This is a genomic window from Sphingopyxis sp. Soil_C_28 (assembly GCF_057657055.1).
The window spans coordinates 1,122,393-1,137,370 of sequence record NZ_JBDGJE010000001.1 but is presented as its reverse complement, the minus strand read 5'-3'; the positions used below and the strand labels follow the sequence as shown (position 1 = coordinate 1,137,370).

Genomic DNA, 14,978 nt, shown 5'->3' with positions numbered 1-14,978 from the left:
GCCGCAGCCTACGCCTCGATCCGCCCGTCATGCAAGCGAAGCACACGGTCCATCCGCGCCGCGAGCCGCTCGTTATGCGTCGCCACCAGCGCCGCCGAGCCATGGTCGCGCACGAGGCTCACGAACTGGTCGAACACCCGGTCGGCGGTCGCCTCGTCGAGATTTCCCGTCGGCTCGTCGGCAAGCACCAGCAGGGGCCGGTTAGCCAGCGCGCGCGCCACGGCGACGCGCTGCTGCTCGCCGCCCGACAGCTTGCTCGGCTTGTGATGCAGTCGCTCGCCCAGGCCCAGCCGCCCGAGCAGGTCGGCCGCCCGTTCCTCGGCTTCGGCCTGCCCCGCTCCGCGGATCAGCTGCGGCAGCACGACATTCTCGATCGCGTTGAAATCGGGGAGCAGATGGTGGAACTGATAAACGAATCCGATCTTCTCGCGCCGCGTCTTCGTCCGCTCGCCCTGATCATAATCGGTGACGTCATGGCCATCGATGCGGATCACGCCCTGGAACCCGCCTTCGAGCAGGCCAACAGCCTGCAGCATCGTCGACTTGCCCGACCCCGACGGCCCGAGCAGCGCGACGATCTCGCCCCGTTTAAGGTGCGCGTCGACCCCGCGCAGCACCTCGATCGTGACGTCGGCCTGCGTGAAACTGCGCTTCAGCCCGACGAGTTCAAGCGCCCGGTCGGTGTTGGGGTCATTCATAACGCAGCACCTGTACCGGGTCGGTATTGGCCGCCTTGAACGCGGGATAGAGCGTAGCGAGGAAGCTGAAGACGATCACCATCGTCGCTATACCGATGATTTCAAAAGGATCGGGCTTCGACGGCAGTTCGGTAAGGAACCGGATCGACGGGTCCCACAGCGGCTGGCCCGTGATGAATTCGAACCCGCGGAGTACAGCCTGCCGGAAATATAGCAGGCTGAAACCGATGACCATTCCGGCGACCGTTCCCGCAACCCCGATCGACAGGCCGATCGCGATAAAGATGCGCATCACCGCGTCGCGCGGCGCGCCCATCGTCCGCAGGATCGCCATGTCGCGCGTCTTGGCGCGGACGAGCATGATCAGCGAGGACACGATATTGAAGCTGGCGACAAGGATGATCAGCGACAGGATGACGAACATCGCGACGCGCTCGATCGACAGCGCTTCGAACAGGCTCGCGTTCATCGATCGCCAGTCGGACACGACCGCCTGCGCCGCGAGCTTTTCGGCGAGCGGTCGCAATATATCGCCGACCTTGTCAGGGTCGGTGGTCTTGACCTCGATCATCTGGACCTGATCGCCGGTGAGCAGCAGCAACTGCGCATCCTCCATCGGCATCACGACATAGGCCTTGTCGAAATCATAGACGCCGATCTCGAAAATCGCGGATACACGATAACTGATTTCGCGCGGTACCGTGCCGAACGGTGTCGAGCGTCCTGCCGGGTTGATGATCGTCAGGTTCGATCCGACGGTGGCGCCAAGGTTACGCGCCAGTTCGCTGCCGATCGCGACATTGCCCGATCCGGGCGTCAGCGTGTCGAGGCTGCCCTGCAACACCTTCCCGTTCAGCGTCTCATTCTTGCGAATATCGGGCACGGTCATGCCGCGCACCAAAATCCCCTCGACCCGCCCGCTGAAGGTGCCAAGCAACGGCTGCTCGATCAGCGGCGTTGCCGAAACGACGCCCGGGGTCGCCCTCGCTTGCTTCAACACGTCCTGCCAATTGTCGATCCGACCGCCAAAGCCCTGCACGACCGCATGACCGTTCAGCCCGACGATCTTTTCGAACAGGTCGCTACGCACGCCGTTCATCACGCTCATCACGATCACCAGCGTTGCGACGCCCAGCATCACGGCGGTAAAGCTGAAAGCCGCCGCGACGAAGATGAACCCTTCGCCGCGCTGCGGAAGCAAATAGCGTTTGAAGAGGGTGCGTTCATAAGGACGCAGGATCATGGATGGTTGTGCCTTTGCGGCGCATGGAAAATGACACGCATGCCGCCGCTTTACGCAGCGCCAGCACCGCTGGCAATGGCCGCTGGACCGCCAATAGCTTGCGAGTGATTCGCAAAATCTGTTGCCCATCGGCCACAGCGCCCGGCAAAAGCAGGGCCAAGTGCCCGTCAGAGGGTGACAAAGCCCCCGTCAGGTCCTAGCCCACCATCTTCTGGTTCAAGCGGCCCCAAGGCCCGGTTCCAGGGAGTGCAGGCCTTTCGCCGGGCTTGCAACAAAGGGGGATGGCGAGTGTTCGTCACAGGCGCCCGGGTTTCGGAAACGAGGCCCGGGCGTTGTGATTCCGGCCTGATCAGCTCTCACTCTCGCTGATATCTTCGAGCATAGCGGTGTCGAGAACCCGAACGCGGCCCTGTTCCAGCGAAATGACGCCCGATTCCTCCCAGCTCTTGAGCTGGCGGTTGATATGTTCGCGGCTCATCCCGGCAAAATTGCCGAGCTCGGTCTGGCTCAGCTCGACGCGATGCGATGCCTCGACATCCTTGTGAATCAGGCGCTTGAGATAACGGGCAAGCCGCGGCCCCGATGCATAGGCGCGGTCGCTCTCGATCGTCTGGTCGGCTGTCCGCAGCCGCCGCGCGAGCTGTTGCATTAGCGACCAGGCGAATTCGGGGTGGCTTGCGGTGAAATCCTTGAGCGCATTGCGGCCGAGTTGTAGGGCGCTCCCGGCGCTCGTCGCGGTGACCGAGGCGGTCCGCTCGCCGCCGTCGAGCAGCGCAATTTCGCCGAGTATTGCGCCGGGTTCGGCATAGGCCAGCACGATCTCGCGCCCGCCGCCGGTCAGCATCGATACGCGTGCCGTGCCTTGGGTCAGGATCAGCATCATGTCGCCCGGATCGCCCTGGACGAGCAATTCCTTGCCCTTGACGAAGTTGACTTGGACCGCGCGGCTGGTGATCTCGGCCCAATCTTCGACCGAAAGCCCCGAAAAGATGCTGTCGGGGCCCTGCAACTCGGCGAGTCTTGCGTGATCCATGCCCCTAATTCCTTTTTGTGTCTCGTCAGACCAGTCGGCTCTGCTTCACCGCTGCTTCGATAAAGCCCGCAAACAAGGGATGCGGATCGAACGGCTTCGACTTGAGTTCCGGGTGGAACTGCACCCCGATAAACCACGGATGGTCGGGACGCTCAACGATTTCCGGCAGCATGCCGTCGGGCGACATGCCCGAAAAGACAAGACCGCCCTTCTCGAGGCTCTCGCGATAGGCGTTGTTGACCTCGTAGCGATGACGGTGTCGCTCGCTGATCTCGTTCGCGCCATAGATGGTCGCGACATGACTATTCGGCGACAGCTTGGCTTCATAGGCGCCGAGGCGCATCGTGCCGCCCATGTCGGTGTCGGCACCGCGCTTTTGCAAGCCTTCGGCGCTCATCCATTCGGTGATCATGCCGACCACTGGCTCGTCGGTCTTGCCGAACTCGGTGCTCGACGCATTTTCGATGCCGCTCGTGTTCCGCGCGCCTTCGATACACGCCATCTGCATACCAAGGCATATGCCGAAGAAGGGAACGCCCCGTTCGCGCGCGAAACGCACACTTGAAATCTTGCCCTCGGATCCGCGCTCGCCGAACCCGCCGGGCACCAAAATGCCGTTCAACGGCTCCAGATTCGCGGCCAGATCCTCATCGCGCTCGAACATCTCGGCGTCGAGCCAGCGGATGTTGACCTTGACCCGGTGCGCCATGCCGCCGTGGATCAGTGCTTCGTTCAGCGACTTATAAGCGTCGGGCAGCGACACATATTTGCCGACGACGCCGATCGTGACCTCGCCTTCGGGATGCTGCTTGCGGTCCATGATGTCGTACCAGCGCGACAGGTCGGGCGCGGGCGCGTCGTCGATGCCGAAATGCCGCAGAACTTCATTGTCGAGCCCTTCGCCATGATATTGCACCGGCACTGAATAGATGCTGTCGGCGTCGAGCGCCGGGATCACCGCCTCTTTCCGCACATTGCAGAATTGCGCGATCTTCGCCCGCTCGCCATCGGGCAGCGGCCGTTCGCACCGGCAGAGCAGGATTTCAGGCTGAACGCCGAGCGAGGCGAGTTCGCGGACGCTATGCTGCGTTGGCTTGGTCTTCAGTTCGCCCGCGGCGGCGATGTAAGGCACCAGCGTGACATGGACCGACAAAGTTTTGTCGCGCCCTTCCTCGTTCCGCAGCTGGCGGATCGCTTCGATAAACGGCAGTGATTCGATGTCGCCCACCGTGCCGCCTATTTCGCACAAGACAAAATCGAGGTCGTCCAGTTCGGCGCGTGCGAACGCCTTGATGGCATCGGTGACGTGCGGGACGACTTGCACCGTCGCCCCGAGATAGTCGCCGCGGCGTTCCTTGGTGATGATGTCGCGATAGATGCGGCCCGACGTCACATTGTCGCTCTGCCGCGCTGCAACGCCGGTAAAGCGTTCATAATGGCCCAGATCGAGGTCGGTTTCGGCCCCATCGTCGGTCACATAGACCTCGCCATGCTGATAGGGCGACATCGTTCCCGGATCGACGTTCAGATAGGGATCGAACTTCCGGATACGAACGCGATAGCCGCGCGCTTGCAACAAGGCCGCGAGGCTAGCCGCCATCAAACCTTTGCCAAGCGAGGAGACCACGCCGCCGGTGATAAAAATGAACCGCGCCATGGGAGGAAAGACTTACTCAACGGGAGGGGGACGGCGCAAGCCGTCGAATCGCATCCGGCGGAAAATATTTCCGCCGGGCGGGTTGCGGTCGGAGGCCGAAGCCGCCGGTCTATTTCTTGGCGGGCGCCTGTGCGGGCGCCGGCGCGGCGTCCTGGCTGGCTGCCGCTGCCGCCGCGGCCAACGGATCGTCGCTTGCCGGGGCGGCTGCGGTACCTGCCGCTGCACCCTGCGCAGGCTGCGTCGGGGCCGTCAGCGACGAAGCCGGTGCCGCGCCGCTCGTCTGTGCCGTCTTCGACAAGGAGGTGTCGATCGTCGAGCCGCTGCGACCGACCGAGGCCATCGCCGCGAGCAGGATCGACAGGCCGACAAACAGCGTGGCGAGGATCGTCGTCGCCCGGGTCATGAAATCCGCCGCGCCGCGCGCTGACAGCAGTCCTGCGGGGCTGCCGCCGACGCCCAGACCGCCGCCTTCCGACTTCTGCATCAAGATGACGCCGATCATCACCGCAGCGACGAGCGCCTGCAGGACGAGTATGAAGGTGAAGAGACTGGACATCATATTTTCCCGAACTTGCACAGTCTCACACGGACCGCGCCCGCGGCGCACATAGAGACGATGGCGCTTCGCTTCAACCCGCGAGTGTAGCCGCCGCCGCGATGATCGGCACGAACTTTGCCGCGGTCAGGCTCGCGCCGCCGACCAAGGCGCCATCGACATCGCCGGCATCGAGCAACTCGGCAGCGTTGTCGCCATTGACCGAGCCGCCATAAAGAATGCGCATATCCTGTGCCACGCCACCGAAACGCGCTTCCAGCGCACCGCGGATCGCGCCATGCATCGCTGCGACGTCGGCGACCGTCGGCACCAGACCCGTGCCGATCGCCCAGATCGGTTCGTAAGCAATCGCCAGGCGATGCGCATCGAAGGCATCGGGCACCGACCCCGCGATCTGCGCGAGCACATAGTCGATCGCGCCGCCCGATTCGCGTACCGCACGCGGCTCACCGACGCACAGAATGACCGACAGGCCGGCGGCCAGCCCCGCTTCTGCCTTGGCGTGCACATCGGCATCGCTTTCGTCAAAGCCTTCGCGCCGTTCGCTGTGCCCGACGATCACCACGCGCGCGCCGATATCGGCAAGCATTGGTGCTGCGACCGATCCGGTGAACGCGCCTGAGGCCGCGTTATGGCAATCCTGTCCGCCGACTGCTTTGCCCGGCGCCGCCGCGGCCATCGCGGCGATCAGGGTAAAGGGCGGACAAATCGCGACATCGACTCCCCTATGATCGTCAGCCGCGGCAAAGATCGCCTGCGCTTCGCCGACGGCGTCCGACAGGCCGTTCATTTTCCAGTTGCCAACCACATATTTGCGCCGTGCCATGACCTTTGTCTCTCCCGATGTTCAAACCTTGTCCGTGCCCTAGCGGCGAGCGATAGAGATAGGCAAGCGGCGTCGGGCGGGGACGAAAAGCCCCTTTCCTGCCTTGATGCGGCATCGCCTCCCGCCTAAAGCAGCGCGCAACCGCGCATATCCCGCGCCTTCGCCGAAAGAATGCCCGTTCCATGATCACCGCCATCCGCCGCATGTTTTCCTCGACGATCGGCAAATTCCTTGCCCTCGCCTTCGTCGCGCTCGTCGGACTCGCTTTCGCGCTTGGCGATGTCACCGGCAACTCCAGCTTTGGCGGGATCGGCGGCGCCAATGTCGCGAAGGTCGGCAGCGAGGAAATCGGCGTTGGCGAACTGCGCGATCGCGCCCGCCAGGCGTATAATCAGGCGCGACAGCAGCAGCCGGGAATGACGATGGCGGCCTTCGTCGAATCGGGCGGTCTCGATCAGGTGCTCGACCAGCTGGTCGAGGGCCTGGCCTTCGACCAGTTTGCCACCCAGATGGGCTTCAGCGTCAGCAAGCGGCTCATCGACGGGCGCATCGCCGATCTTCCCGCCTTCGCCGGCGTGTCAGGACGGTTCGACCAGAAGGTTTTCGAGAATTTCCTGCGCCAGAACGGGCTGACCGAAACCCAGCTTCGCCGCGACCTGCGGCAGCAGCTCCTGATCGAACAGCTTGCGGCGCCGATCGCGATGATGCCACGCATCGCGCCGGGCATGGCGCAGCCCTATGCCGCGCTGTTGATGGAACAGCGCCGCGGACAGGCGACCTTCATTCCCGCCAGTCCTTTCGCGCCGACCGCCGACCCGGGTGATGCGGCGCTGAAGACGTTCCTGTCGCAGAATGCCGCCAAATTCACCGTCCCCGAACGCCGTGTAATCCAATATGCGCTGTTCGACCGGTCCGCAGTGCCGGTTCCGGCAGTCACCGACGCGGAAATCGCGAAGGTTTATAAGGACAATGCAGCGCAATATGCGGCGAGCGAAACGCGCCGGTTCGCGCAGGTGATCGTCCCCGATCAGGCGACGGCGAACAGCCTTGCCGCCAAGGTGCGCGGTGGCGCTTCGCTTGCCGCCGCGGCGCAGGCGGCGGGTCTGTCGGCCTCGACCACCGGCGACCTGACACAGTCCGCCTATGCCGCGACGAGCAGCGCGGCCGCGGCTAAGGCAGCCTTTGCGGCGAAACGCGGCGACCTGATCGGCCCGACGCAAACCGGACTTGGCTGGACGGTGGCGCGTGTAGAGGATGCGACCGCGCGCCCGGCCCGTAGCCTCGCCGACGCCAGCGCCGAAATCCGGACCGAGCTCGGCAAGAACAAGGCCAACGAGGCGATCGTCGATTACTACAACGCAATCCAGGACGCCGTGAACGGCGGCGCGTCGGTCGAGGAAGTCGCCGCCGACCGCAAGCTGCAGCTTGTCGAAACGCCCGCGTTGCTGCCCAGCGGCCGCGCGCCCGGCCAGCCCGCTTTCACGCCGGCTCCCGAACTCGCGCCGCTCGTCAGCCAGGCCTTTCAGGCCGCTGGCGAAGGCGAAGGGCATATCGCCACGCTCGTCGAGAATGAGCGGTTCGCCGTCTATGCGGTGAAATCGATCGTCGCCGCGGCGCCGCCGCCCTTCGCCCAGATCCGCGGCGACTTGCTCAGCGAATGGCGCTTCGCCCAGGGGCAAAAGGTTGCTCGCGACAAGGCACGGACAATCGCCAAGGCGGTCGAAGGCGGCAAGAGTCTCGCCGACGCCGTTGCCGCTGCGGGCCCGAACATCGGCAATGCGCAGACGATCGGTGGCCGCCGGGCCGAACTTGGCGCTGGCGGAAAGCCCGTCCCGCCCGAACTCGCGCTGCTGTTTTCGATGGCCAAAGGCAGCGTGAAGACGCTGGAAATCCCCGGCAATCGCGGTTGGATGGTAATCGCGCTGACCGACGTCCAGCGACCCGATCCGAAATCGATCGAGCCGCAGCGCGTTGCCGCGATCGCCCAGCCACTTGCGCCCGCTTTCGGAAACGAATTGATCGAACAGCTCGCCGCCGAGGCAAAGCGCCGCATCGGCGTCACGATCAACAAGGACCTCGTCAACCAGCTGCGCGCCGAACTCACCGGCACCGCGCCGGCTGCCGAATAGGGGTGAGCCTCGAGGGCAAAGCCGCAGCGCTCGAAGCGCTGGCGCAAGGGCGCGGCGCGGTCGTCTGGCAGCGGCTGATCGCCGATATCGAAACCCCGGTATCGGCGGCGCTCAAGCTGATCGAACCGGGCCGCGGCGACTGGGTCCTCGAATCGGTCGAAAGTGGCGAAACGCGAGGGCGCTACAGCCTGATCGGCCTCGATCCCGATCTGATGTTCGAGGTCACCGGCGATGCCGCGCGGATCAACCGCAACTGGCGGCGCGACCGCGAGGCGTTCCGGCCGCTGGCCGCCCCCGCCATTCATGCGCTGCGCGATCTCGTCGCCGAATGCCGTTTCGACGTCCCAGAGGGCTTGCCAAAGGCGCTTGCTACGCTTGTCGGCTTCTTTGCTTATGAAACCTTCGGCCTGGTCGAACGGGTTTCGCGCGCGCCCGGCGCGGGTCTGGGCCTGCCCGACATGGTGTTCGTCCGCCCGACGACGATCCTCGTCTTCGACCGCCTCGCCGACGAGCTGTTCCTGATCGCGCCGATCTGGCCCGATGCCGATGGCGCCATCGACCGGATGATCGAGGCGGCGCGCGACCGGCTCGACGCCATCGCTGCGCGGCTGTCGAGCGCCAGCGCGCACGCCGACCGCGCCTTGACCGATGCGCTCCCCGCCGACATCGCGGCCAACCCCGCAACGACGCCCGCGCAATTCGCCGCGATGGTCGCAGCGGCCAAGGATTATATCGCCGCGGGCGACATTTTTCAGGTCGTGCTGTCACAGCGTTTCTCGACCCCCTTCGACCTGCCGCCGTTCGACCTCTACCGCGCGCTCCGTCGCATCAATCCCTCGCCGTTCCTCTATTTTCTCGACCTTCCGGGCTTCGCACTGATCGGCTCGTCGCCGGAAATTCTGGTCCGCGTGCGTGATGGCGAGATCACAATCCGCCCGATTGCCGGTACGCGGCCACGCGGACGCACCAGCGCCGAGGATGTCGAAAACCGCGAATCGCTTCTGGCCGATCCCAAGGAACGCGCCGAGCATCTGATGTTGCTCGACCTCGGCCGCAACGACGTCGGCCGCGCCGCGGTGGGTGGAACCGTGACCGTGACCGACAGTTACACGGTCGAATTCTACAGCCATGTCATGCACATCGTGTCGAACGTCGTCGGTCGAATCGCTCCCGAGAGGGATGCGATCGACGCGCTGTTCGCGGGCTTCCCCGCGGGCACGGTCAGCGGCGCGCCTAAGGTCCGCGCGTGCCAGATCATCGCCGAGCTTGAGGCCGATGCGCGCGGGCCCTATGCCGGCGGCGTCGGCTATTTCGCGCCCGACGGCAATATGGACAGCTGCATCGTGCTGCGTACCGCGATCGTCAAAGACGGCGAAATGCATGTGCAGGCCGGCGCCGGCATCGTCGCCGACAGCGATCCCGCCTATGAACAGCGCGAATGCGAAGCCAAGGCCGGCGCGCTGTTCGCCGCAGCGCGCGAAGCGGTGCGGCTCGCCGGAACGCCGGGTTACGGGCAATAGCTTGACCTGATCGGCGCGCGCGCTAGCGTCGCGCCATGCGCAAACTCCTTGCCCCGCTCGCCCTGCTGTTCGCCAGCGCCACGCCCGCGCACGCAGAACCCTATCGCTTCAGCGTCGACGGCGCCGCCGGGGTCGATGCCGCCCTCGCCGACTTCAATTTCGCGAGCGGCGAGAAACTGCCCGAACTCACCCTCCGTTACATCACGCTCGGCACGCCGCAGTATGACGCGAAGGGCGATGTCATAAACGCCGTGATGATCCTTCACGGCACGGGTGGCACCGGAAAACAGTTTTTCCAGCCGCAGTTCGCCGACGAGCTGTTCGGCCCCGGCCAGCCGCTCGACACCGCCAGATATTTCATCATCCTGCCCGACAATATCGGCCATGGCGGCTCGTCGAAGCCCAGCGACGGGCTGCGCATGAAGTTCCCGCGCTACGACTATGAAGACATGGTCGATGCCCAATACCGGTTACTCACCGAGAAACTCGGCGTGAAGAAGCTGAAGCTGATCCTCGGCACCTCGATGGGGTGCATGCACGCGTTTATCTGGGGCGAGAAACATCCCGGATTCGCCGAAAAGCTCGCGCCTTTCGCGTGCCTGCCGGTGGAGATCGCGGGCCAGAACCGCATGTGGCGGACGCTGTCGATCGACGCGATCAAGGCCGATCCGCTCTGGAAGGATGGCAATTATCAGGAGCCGCCGGCGGCGGGGCTGCGCACCGCAGCGTCGCTCAGCATGATCGCGGGCGCCAATCCTTATGCCTTGCAGGCACAATATCCGACGCGCGAAACCGCCGAGAAATATAAGGATGAAGCCTTCGCTCGCACCTATGGCCGCAACGACGCGAACGACGTGATTTATCAACTCGATAGCTCGCGAACCTACAACCCCTGGCCGAATCTCGAAAAGATCAAAGTGCCAGTGCTGTGGATCAATTCCGCCGACGATTTCATCAACCCGCCCGCGTACGGCATCACCGAAAAGGCCGCGGCGCGGATGCCCACGACGAAATTCATTCTGATCCCCGCGAGCCCCGAAACCAAGGGGCACAGCACGCACACATGGGCAAAATTCTGGAAAGCCGATCTGGCGAAACTGATGGCGGAGTAGCTACCACATTTTCGTCATCCTGGCCTGCGCCGCGATGACGAAGTTGGGATTGCGCCGCGAAAAGCTTCTATCCCTTTCCCCGCATCGGCAAAATCGTTACGGCACGCCCCATGATCCTCGTCATCGACAATTATGACAGCTTTACCTTCAACCTCGTTCATTATCTGATCGAGTTGGGTGCCGATGTGCGCGTCGAGCGCAACGATGCGCTGACCGCCGCAGACGCGCTTGCGACCGGGGCCGACGCGATCCTGATTTCGCCCGGCCCCTGCACGCCGAACGAAGCGGGAATCAGTCTCGACCTCGTCGCCGTCTGCACCGAAGCCCGGCGTCCTTTGCTCGGCGTATGCCTCGGGCATCAGGCGATCGGCCAGCATTTCGGCGGCACTGTTCAGCGCGGCCACCTGATGCACGGCAAGACGTCGCCCGTGTGCCACGACAACAGCGGGCTCTACGCCGGCCTGCCTTCGCCGTTTCAGGCAACGCGCTATCACAGCCTCGAGGTTGTCGACATTCCCGCCGACCTCGTGATTAACGCGACGAGCGACGATGGCGCGGTGATGGGCTTTCGCCACGTCGAACTGCCCATCCACGGGGTCCAGTTCCACCCCGAGAGCATCGCTACCGAACATGGTCATGCGATGCTCGCCAATTTCCTGAAGATCGCGGGGTTGCCGGTCGGCGAACGGAAAGCGGCATGAGCCGGTTCGGCCCGTTTCCCGACCCTGCGGGGTTGCTGGAGCATGACGAGGCGGCCGACGCCTTCGCCACGATGCTCGACGGCGGCGCCAGCGACGACAATATCGTGGAATTCCTGACCGCCCTGTCGAATCGCGGCGAAACGATGGTTGAAATTGCGGCCGCCGCGCAGGCGATGCGCGACCGGTTGATCCCCATTGCAGCGCCCGCAGGCGCGATCGACGTCTGCGGCACCGGCGGCGACGGCCACCATACGCTGAATGTCTCGACCGCGGTCGCCATCGTCGTCGCTGCGTGCGAAGTTCCGGTAGCAAAGCATGGAAATCGTGCGGCTTCTTCGAAATCTGGTGCTGCTGACACCCTCGAAGTGCTCGGCCTCGATCTCGATCGCGCCTCGCAAATGGCGGAGGCCCAACTCGCCGATCTCGGCATCTGCTTCCTCTTCGCCGCGCACCACCATCCGGCGATGAAGCGCATCATGCCGATCCGCAAGGCGATCGGGCGTCGCACGATCTTTAATCTGATGGGCCCCCTCGCCAACCCGGCGCGCGTCACGCGCCAGCTGATCGGTATCGCCCGCCCCGCCTATGTTCCCGTTTATGCCGAGGCGCTGCACCGGCTCGGCACCGAGCATTCGCGCGTCATTTCGGGCGACGAGGGACTCGACGAGCTCTCGCTCGCGGGCGGCAATGAGGTGGCGGTGATCACGCCCGAAGGCGTGCGGATGCAGCGCAGCGTTGCCGCCGATGCCGGTCTTCCCACGCGCTCGCTCGGTGAAATCCGCGGCGGCGACGCGATTTTCAATGCAAAGGCGCTGCGCCGCTTGCTCGAAGGTGAAGCCGGAGCCTACCGCGATGCGGTACTCTACAACGCCGCCGAGGCGCTCGTCGTCGCCGGTGCCGTCGAAACGCTGGTCGAAGGCGTCGAGGAAGCCGCCGAAGCCATCGACAAGGGCCTTGCCAACGCGCTGCTCAATTGCTGGATCGCCTATAAATGAACAAGCTCACGCAAATTCTGGATACCAAGGCTGGTGAGGTCGCCGAGCGCCGCGCAATCCGGTCGCTTTCCGACCTCGACGCGATTGATGCCGGGCCTGTCCGCGGCTTCGCGGCGGCGCTGCAGGCGAAGATCGACGCTGGCGGCTTCGGCCTGATCGCGGAAATCAAGAAAGCCTCCCCATCCAAGGGGTTGATAAGGAGCGATTTCAATCCAGCGGACCATGCGCGCGCTTACGCTGCCGGCGGCGCCGCGTGCCTGTCAGTCCTCACCGATGCACCCTATTTCCAGGGCCACGAAGATTATCTGGTCGCCGCGCGCGCCGCCTGCGCGCTGCCTGCGCTCCGCAAGGATTTCATGGTCGACCCTTGGCAGGTCGCCGAAGCCCGCGCGATCGGCGCCGATGCAATCCTGATCATCGTCGCCGCGCTCGACGATGGCGCCATGCAGGACATCGAGGCGGCCGCGATCGAGCGCGGCATGGATGTGCTCGTCGAAGTGCATGACGAGGCCGAGCTCGACCGCGCGCTGACCCGGCTCCGCTCGCGTCTGATCGGCGTCAACAATCGGGATCTGCGGACCTTCGAAACCGATCTCGGTGTCACCGAACGCTTGGCCCGCCTCGTCCCGCCGGGCACCTTGCTCGTCGGCGAAAGCGGCATCGCCGACCACTCCGATTGCGAAAGATTGGCGGAAAGCGGCGTTCGCGTGTTCCTTGTTGGTGAAAGCCTGATGCGCCAGGATGACGTCACGGCGGCAACGCGCACGCTTTTGACCGGCACCCCGGCATGACGCGGCCGACGCACCTCGACGAAAGCGGGGCTGCGTCGATGGTCGATGTGGGCGGCAAGGCCATGACCCAGCGCCGCGCCGTCGCTGGCGGGCGCATCACGATGTCGGCAGAGGCGCTCGAAGCCATCCGGAGCGGCAACGCGCCCAAAGGCGACGTCCTGTCGACCGCGCGCATCGCCGGAATCATGGCGGCCAAGCGCACATCCGACCTCATCCCGCTCTGCCATCCGCTCGCGCTGACCAAGGTCGGCGTCGATTTTGCATGGGAAGAGCGCGGCATCGCCGTTACCGCGACCGCGCGGACGACGGGTCAGACCGGCGTCGAGATGGAGGCGCTCACCGCCGCGTCGGTCGCCCTGCTCACGCTTTACGATATGGCCAAGGCACTCGACCGCGCGATGGTGCTCGGTGACATTCGCCTGCTCGAAAAGAGCGGCGGTCGCTCGGGCGACTGGCGCGCCGAATGACGGCGCTCCTTCCGGTCGAGGACGCACAAGACCGCCTTCTCGCGCTGCGTGCGCCTTTGGGAAGCGAAAAAATCAGCCTTTCCGATGGGCTTAGCCGTTATCTTTCGGATGATGTCGTGGCCTTGCGCGACCAACCAGCCGCGGCGTTATCGGCGATGGACGGCTATGCGATCCGTTTCGACGATCTGCCCGGCCCTTGGACAATGGTCGGCGAAGTCGCTGCCGGCACCGCGACCGACCGGACGCTTACGTCGGGCCAGGCGATACGGATATTTACCGGCGCGCTGCTGCCAGACGGCGCCGATACCGTCGTCATGCAGGAAGATGTCTCGCGCGAGGGCGAACGCTTGACGCTTTGCGGAGATGGGCCGGGCACACGCGGCCGCCACATTCGTGAGCGGGCAACCGATTTCGCCGCCGGCACGATTTTGCTTCCTGCCGGAACCCGCCTTACGCCCGGAGCGATTGCCGCCGCGGCGATGAGCGGCGCGGGCCAGATTACCGTTGGCCGTCGCCCCAGCGTCGCAATCCTGACGACCGGCGATGAACTTGTCCAACCGGGGCGTCCGCTCGCGGCCGGGCAGATACCCGACAGCAATGGCGTGATGCTCGCCGCGATGCTTGACGGTGAGGTCGCCGAAACGATCCTGCCGCATCAAGTCCGCGATGACCGCCTGATACTTGCCAAGATTCTCAAGGATTTGGCGCGACGTCACGACGTCATCGTCACCGTCGGCGGCGCGTCGGTCGGTGATCATGACCATGTGCGCAGCGCACTCGAGGACGCCGGCGGACATCTGGATTTCTGGCGAATCGCGATGCGTCCGGGCAAGCCGCTGATCGCCGGGACAATCGGCGATGCGGTGCTGGTCGGTCTGCCCGGCAATCCGTCTTCGGCCTTCGTCACCGCAACACTGTTTCTGTTGCCGCTCGTCCGTCATCTTGCCGGCGCGAGCGATCCGCTTCCTGTTGCGCATCGGGGCCCGCTCGCGACGCCGCTGGCCGAAGGTGGAACGCGGCGCGACTATCTTCGCGCGAGACTCGAGAACGGCAAGCTTACGCCGATGTTCGGGCAGGAAAGCGGGCTGACGCTGCCGCTGGCGTCCGCCAACGCGCTGCTCATCCGCGAGATTGGTGCGCCGGCACGCGATGCGGGCGCCATGTCGGACTATCTCGTCATCGCTTGACAAGTTCCGCTTTGTTCCACTATCGTTCTCACTATGTCCGGAACTGGCATCATGGAGAACAAC

Annotated in this window: 14 protein-coding genes; 8 read left to right on the top strand and 6 right to left on the bottom strand. The window is 64.6% G+C overall.

Features of this window, described 5'->3' with window-relative positions; translation table 11 throughout:
* Positions 1-8: 8 nt before the first annotated feature.
* The 6 genes from AC3A43_RS05295 to tpiA form a co-directional block, all read right to left on the bottom strand.
* On the bottom strand, positions 9-698 hold the full coding sequence (locus tag AC3A43_RS05295; RefSeq protein ID WP_487791481.1) for an ABC transporter ATP-binding protein: 690 nt from the start codon (positions 696-698) through the stop codon (positions 9-11).
* Positions 691-1,941 (bottom strand): lipoprotein-releasing ABC transporter permease subunit, encoded by a 1,251-nt coding sequence (locus AC3A43_RS05290; RefSeq protein WP_487791480.1) that lies wholly within the window; start codon positions 1,939-1,941, stop codon positions 691-693. The genes AC3A43_RS05295 and AC3A43_RS05290 overlap by 8 nt, the downstream gene beginning before the upstream one ends.
* Positions 1,942-2,290: 349 nt before the next feature.
* Positions 2,291-2,974 carry a Crp/Fnr family transcriptional regulator gene (locus AC3A43_RS05285; protein WP_487791479.1) on the bottom strand — a complete coding sequence of 228 codons (684 nt, stop codon included), beginning with the start codon at positions 2,972-2,974 and terminating at the stop codon, positions 2,291-2,293.
* A gap of 25 nt (positions 2,975-2,999) precedes the next feature.
* On the bottom strand, positions 3,000-4,631 hold the full coding sequence (gene pyrG / locus AC3A43_RS05280) for a CTP synthase (protein ID WP_487791478.1): 1,632 nt from the start codon (positions 4,629-4,631) through the stop codon (positions 3,000-3,002).
* A 109-nt stretch (positions 4,632-4,740) separates the two neighbouring features.
* Positions 4,741-5,190, bottom strand: coding sequence for a preprotein translocase subunit SecG (gene secG / locus AC3A43_RS05275; protein WP_487791477.1), 450 nt, complete (start codon positions 5,188-5,190; stop codon positions 4,741-4,743).
* Positions 5,191-5,260: 70 nt separating this feature from the next.
* Positions 5,261-6,013, bottom strand: a complete 753-nt coding sequence (gene tpiA / locus AC3A43_RS05270; RefSeq protein ID WP_487791476.1) for a triose-phosphate isomerase — start codon at positions 6,011-6,013, stop codon at positions 5,261-5,263.
* A 182-nt stretch (positions 6,014-6,195) separates the two neighbouring features.
* On the opposite strand from tpiA, the gene AC3A43_RS05265 reads away from it, so the two are divergent.
* From AC3A43_RS05265 to AC3A43_RS05230, 8 genes are all read left to right on the top strand, one after another.
* A complete protein-coding gene (locus tag AC3A43_RS05265) occupies positions 6,196-8,142 on the top strand; it encodes a SurA N-terminal domain-containing protein (RefSeq protein WP_487791475.1) in 1,947 nt (648 codons plus the stop codon).
* Between the two features lie 2 nt (positions 8,143-8,144).
* Positions 8,145-9,662 (top strand): anthranilate synthase component I family protein, encoded by a 1,518-nt coding sequence (locus AC3A43_RS05260; RefSeq protein ID WP_487791474.1) that lies wholly within the window; start codon positions 8,145-8,147, stop codon positions 9,660-9,662.
* A 35-nt stretch (positions 9,663-9,697) separates the two neighbouring features.
* Positions 9,698-10,774: an alpha/beta fold hydrolase gene (locus AC3A43_RS05255; RefSeq protein ID WP_487791473.1), complete on the top strand. Its 1,077-nt coding sequence runs from the start codon at positions 9,698-9,700 to the stop codon at positions 10,772-10,774.
* Between the two features lie 110 nt (positions 10,775-10,884).
* Positions 10,885-11,475: an anthranilate synthase component II gene (locus AC3A43_RS05250; RefSeq protein WP_487791472.1), complete on the top strand. Its 591-nt coding sequence runs from the start codon at positions 10,885-10,887 to the stop codon at positions 11,473-11,475.
* On the top strand, positions 11,472-12,470 hold the full coding sequence (gene trpD / locus AC3A43_RS05245) for an anthranilate phosphoribosyltransferase (RefSeq protein WP_487791471.1): 999 nt from the start codon (positions 11,472-11,474) through the stop codon (positions 12,468-12,470). Before AC3A43_RS05250 ends, trpD begins: the two co-directional genes overlap by 4 nt.
* A complete protein-coding gene (gene trpC / locus AC3A43_RS05240) occupies positions 12,467-13,261 on the top strand; it encodes an indole-3-glycerol phosphate synthase TrpC (protein ID WP_487791470.1) in 795 nt (264 codons plus the stop codon). The genes trpD and trpC overlap by 4 nt, the downstream gene beginning before the upstream one ends.
* Positions 13,258-13,728, top strand: a complete 471-nt coding sequence (gene moaC / locus AC3A43_RS05235) for a cyclic pyranopterin monophosphate synthase MoaC (RefSeq protein ID WP_487791469.1) — start codon at positions 13,258-13,260, stop codon at positions 13,726-13,728. The genes trpC and moaC overlap by 4 nt, the downstream gene beginning before the upstream one ends.
* A complete protein-coding gene (locus AC3A43_RS05230) occupies positions 13,725-14,915 on the top strand; it encodes a molybdopterin molybdotransferase MoeA (protein WP_487791468.1) in 1,191 nt (396 codons plus the stop codon). The genes moaC and AC3A43_RS05230 overlap by 4 nt, the downstream gene beginning before the upstream one ends.
* Positions 14,916-14,978: the final 63 nt, after the last annotated feature.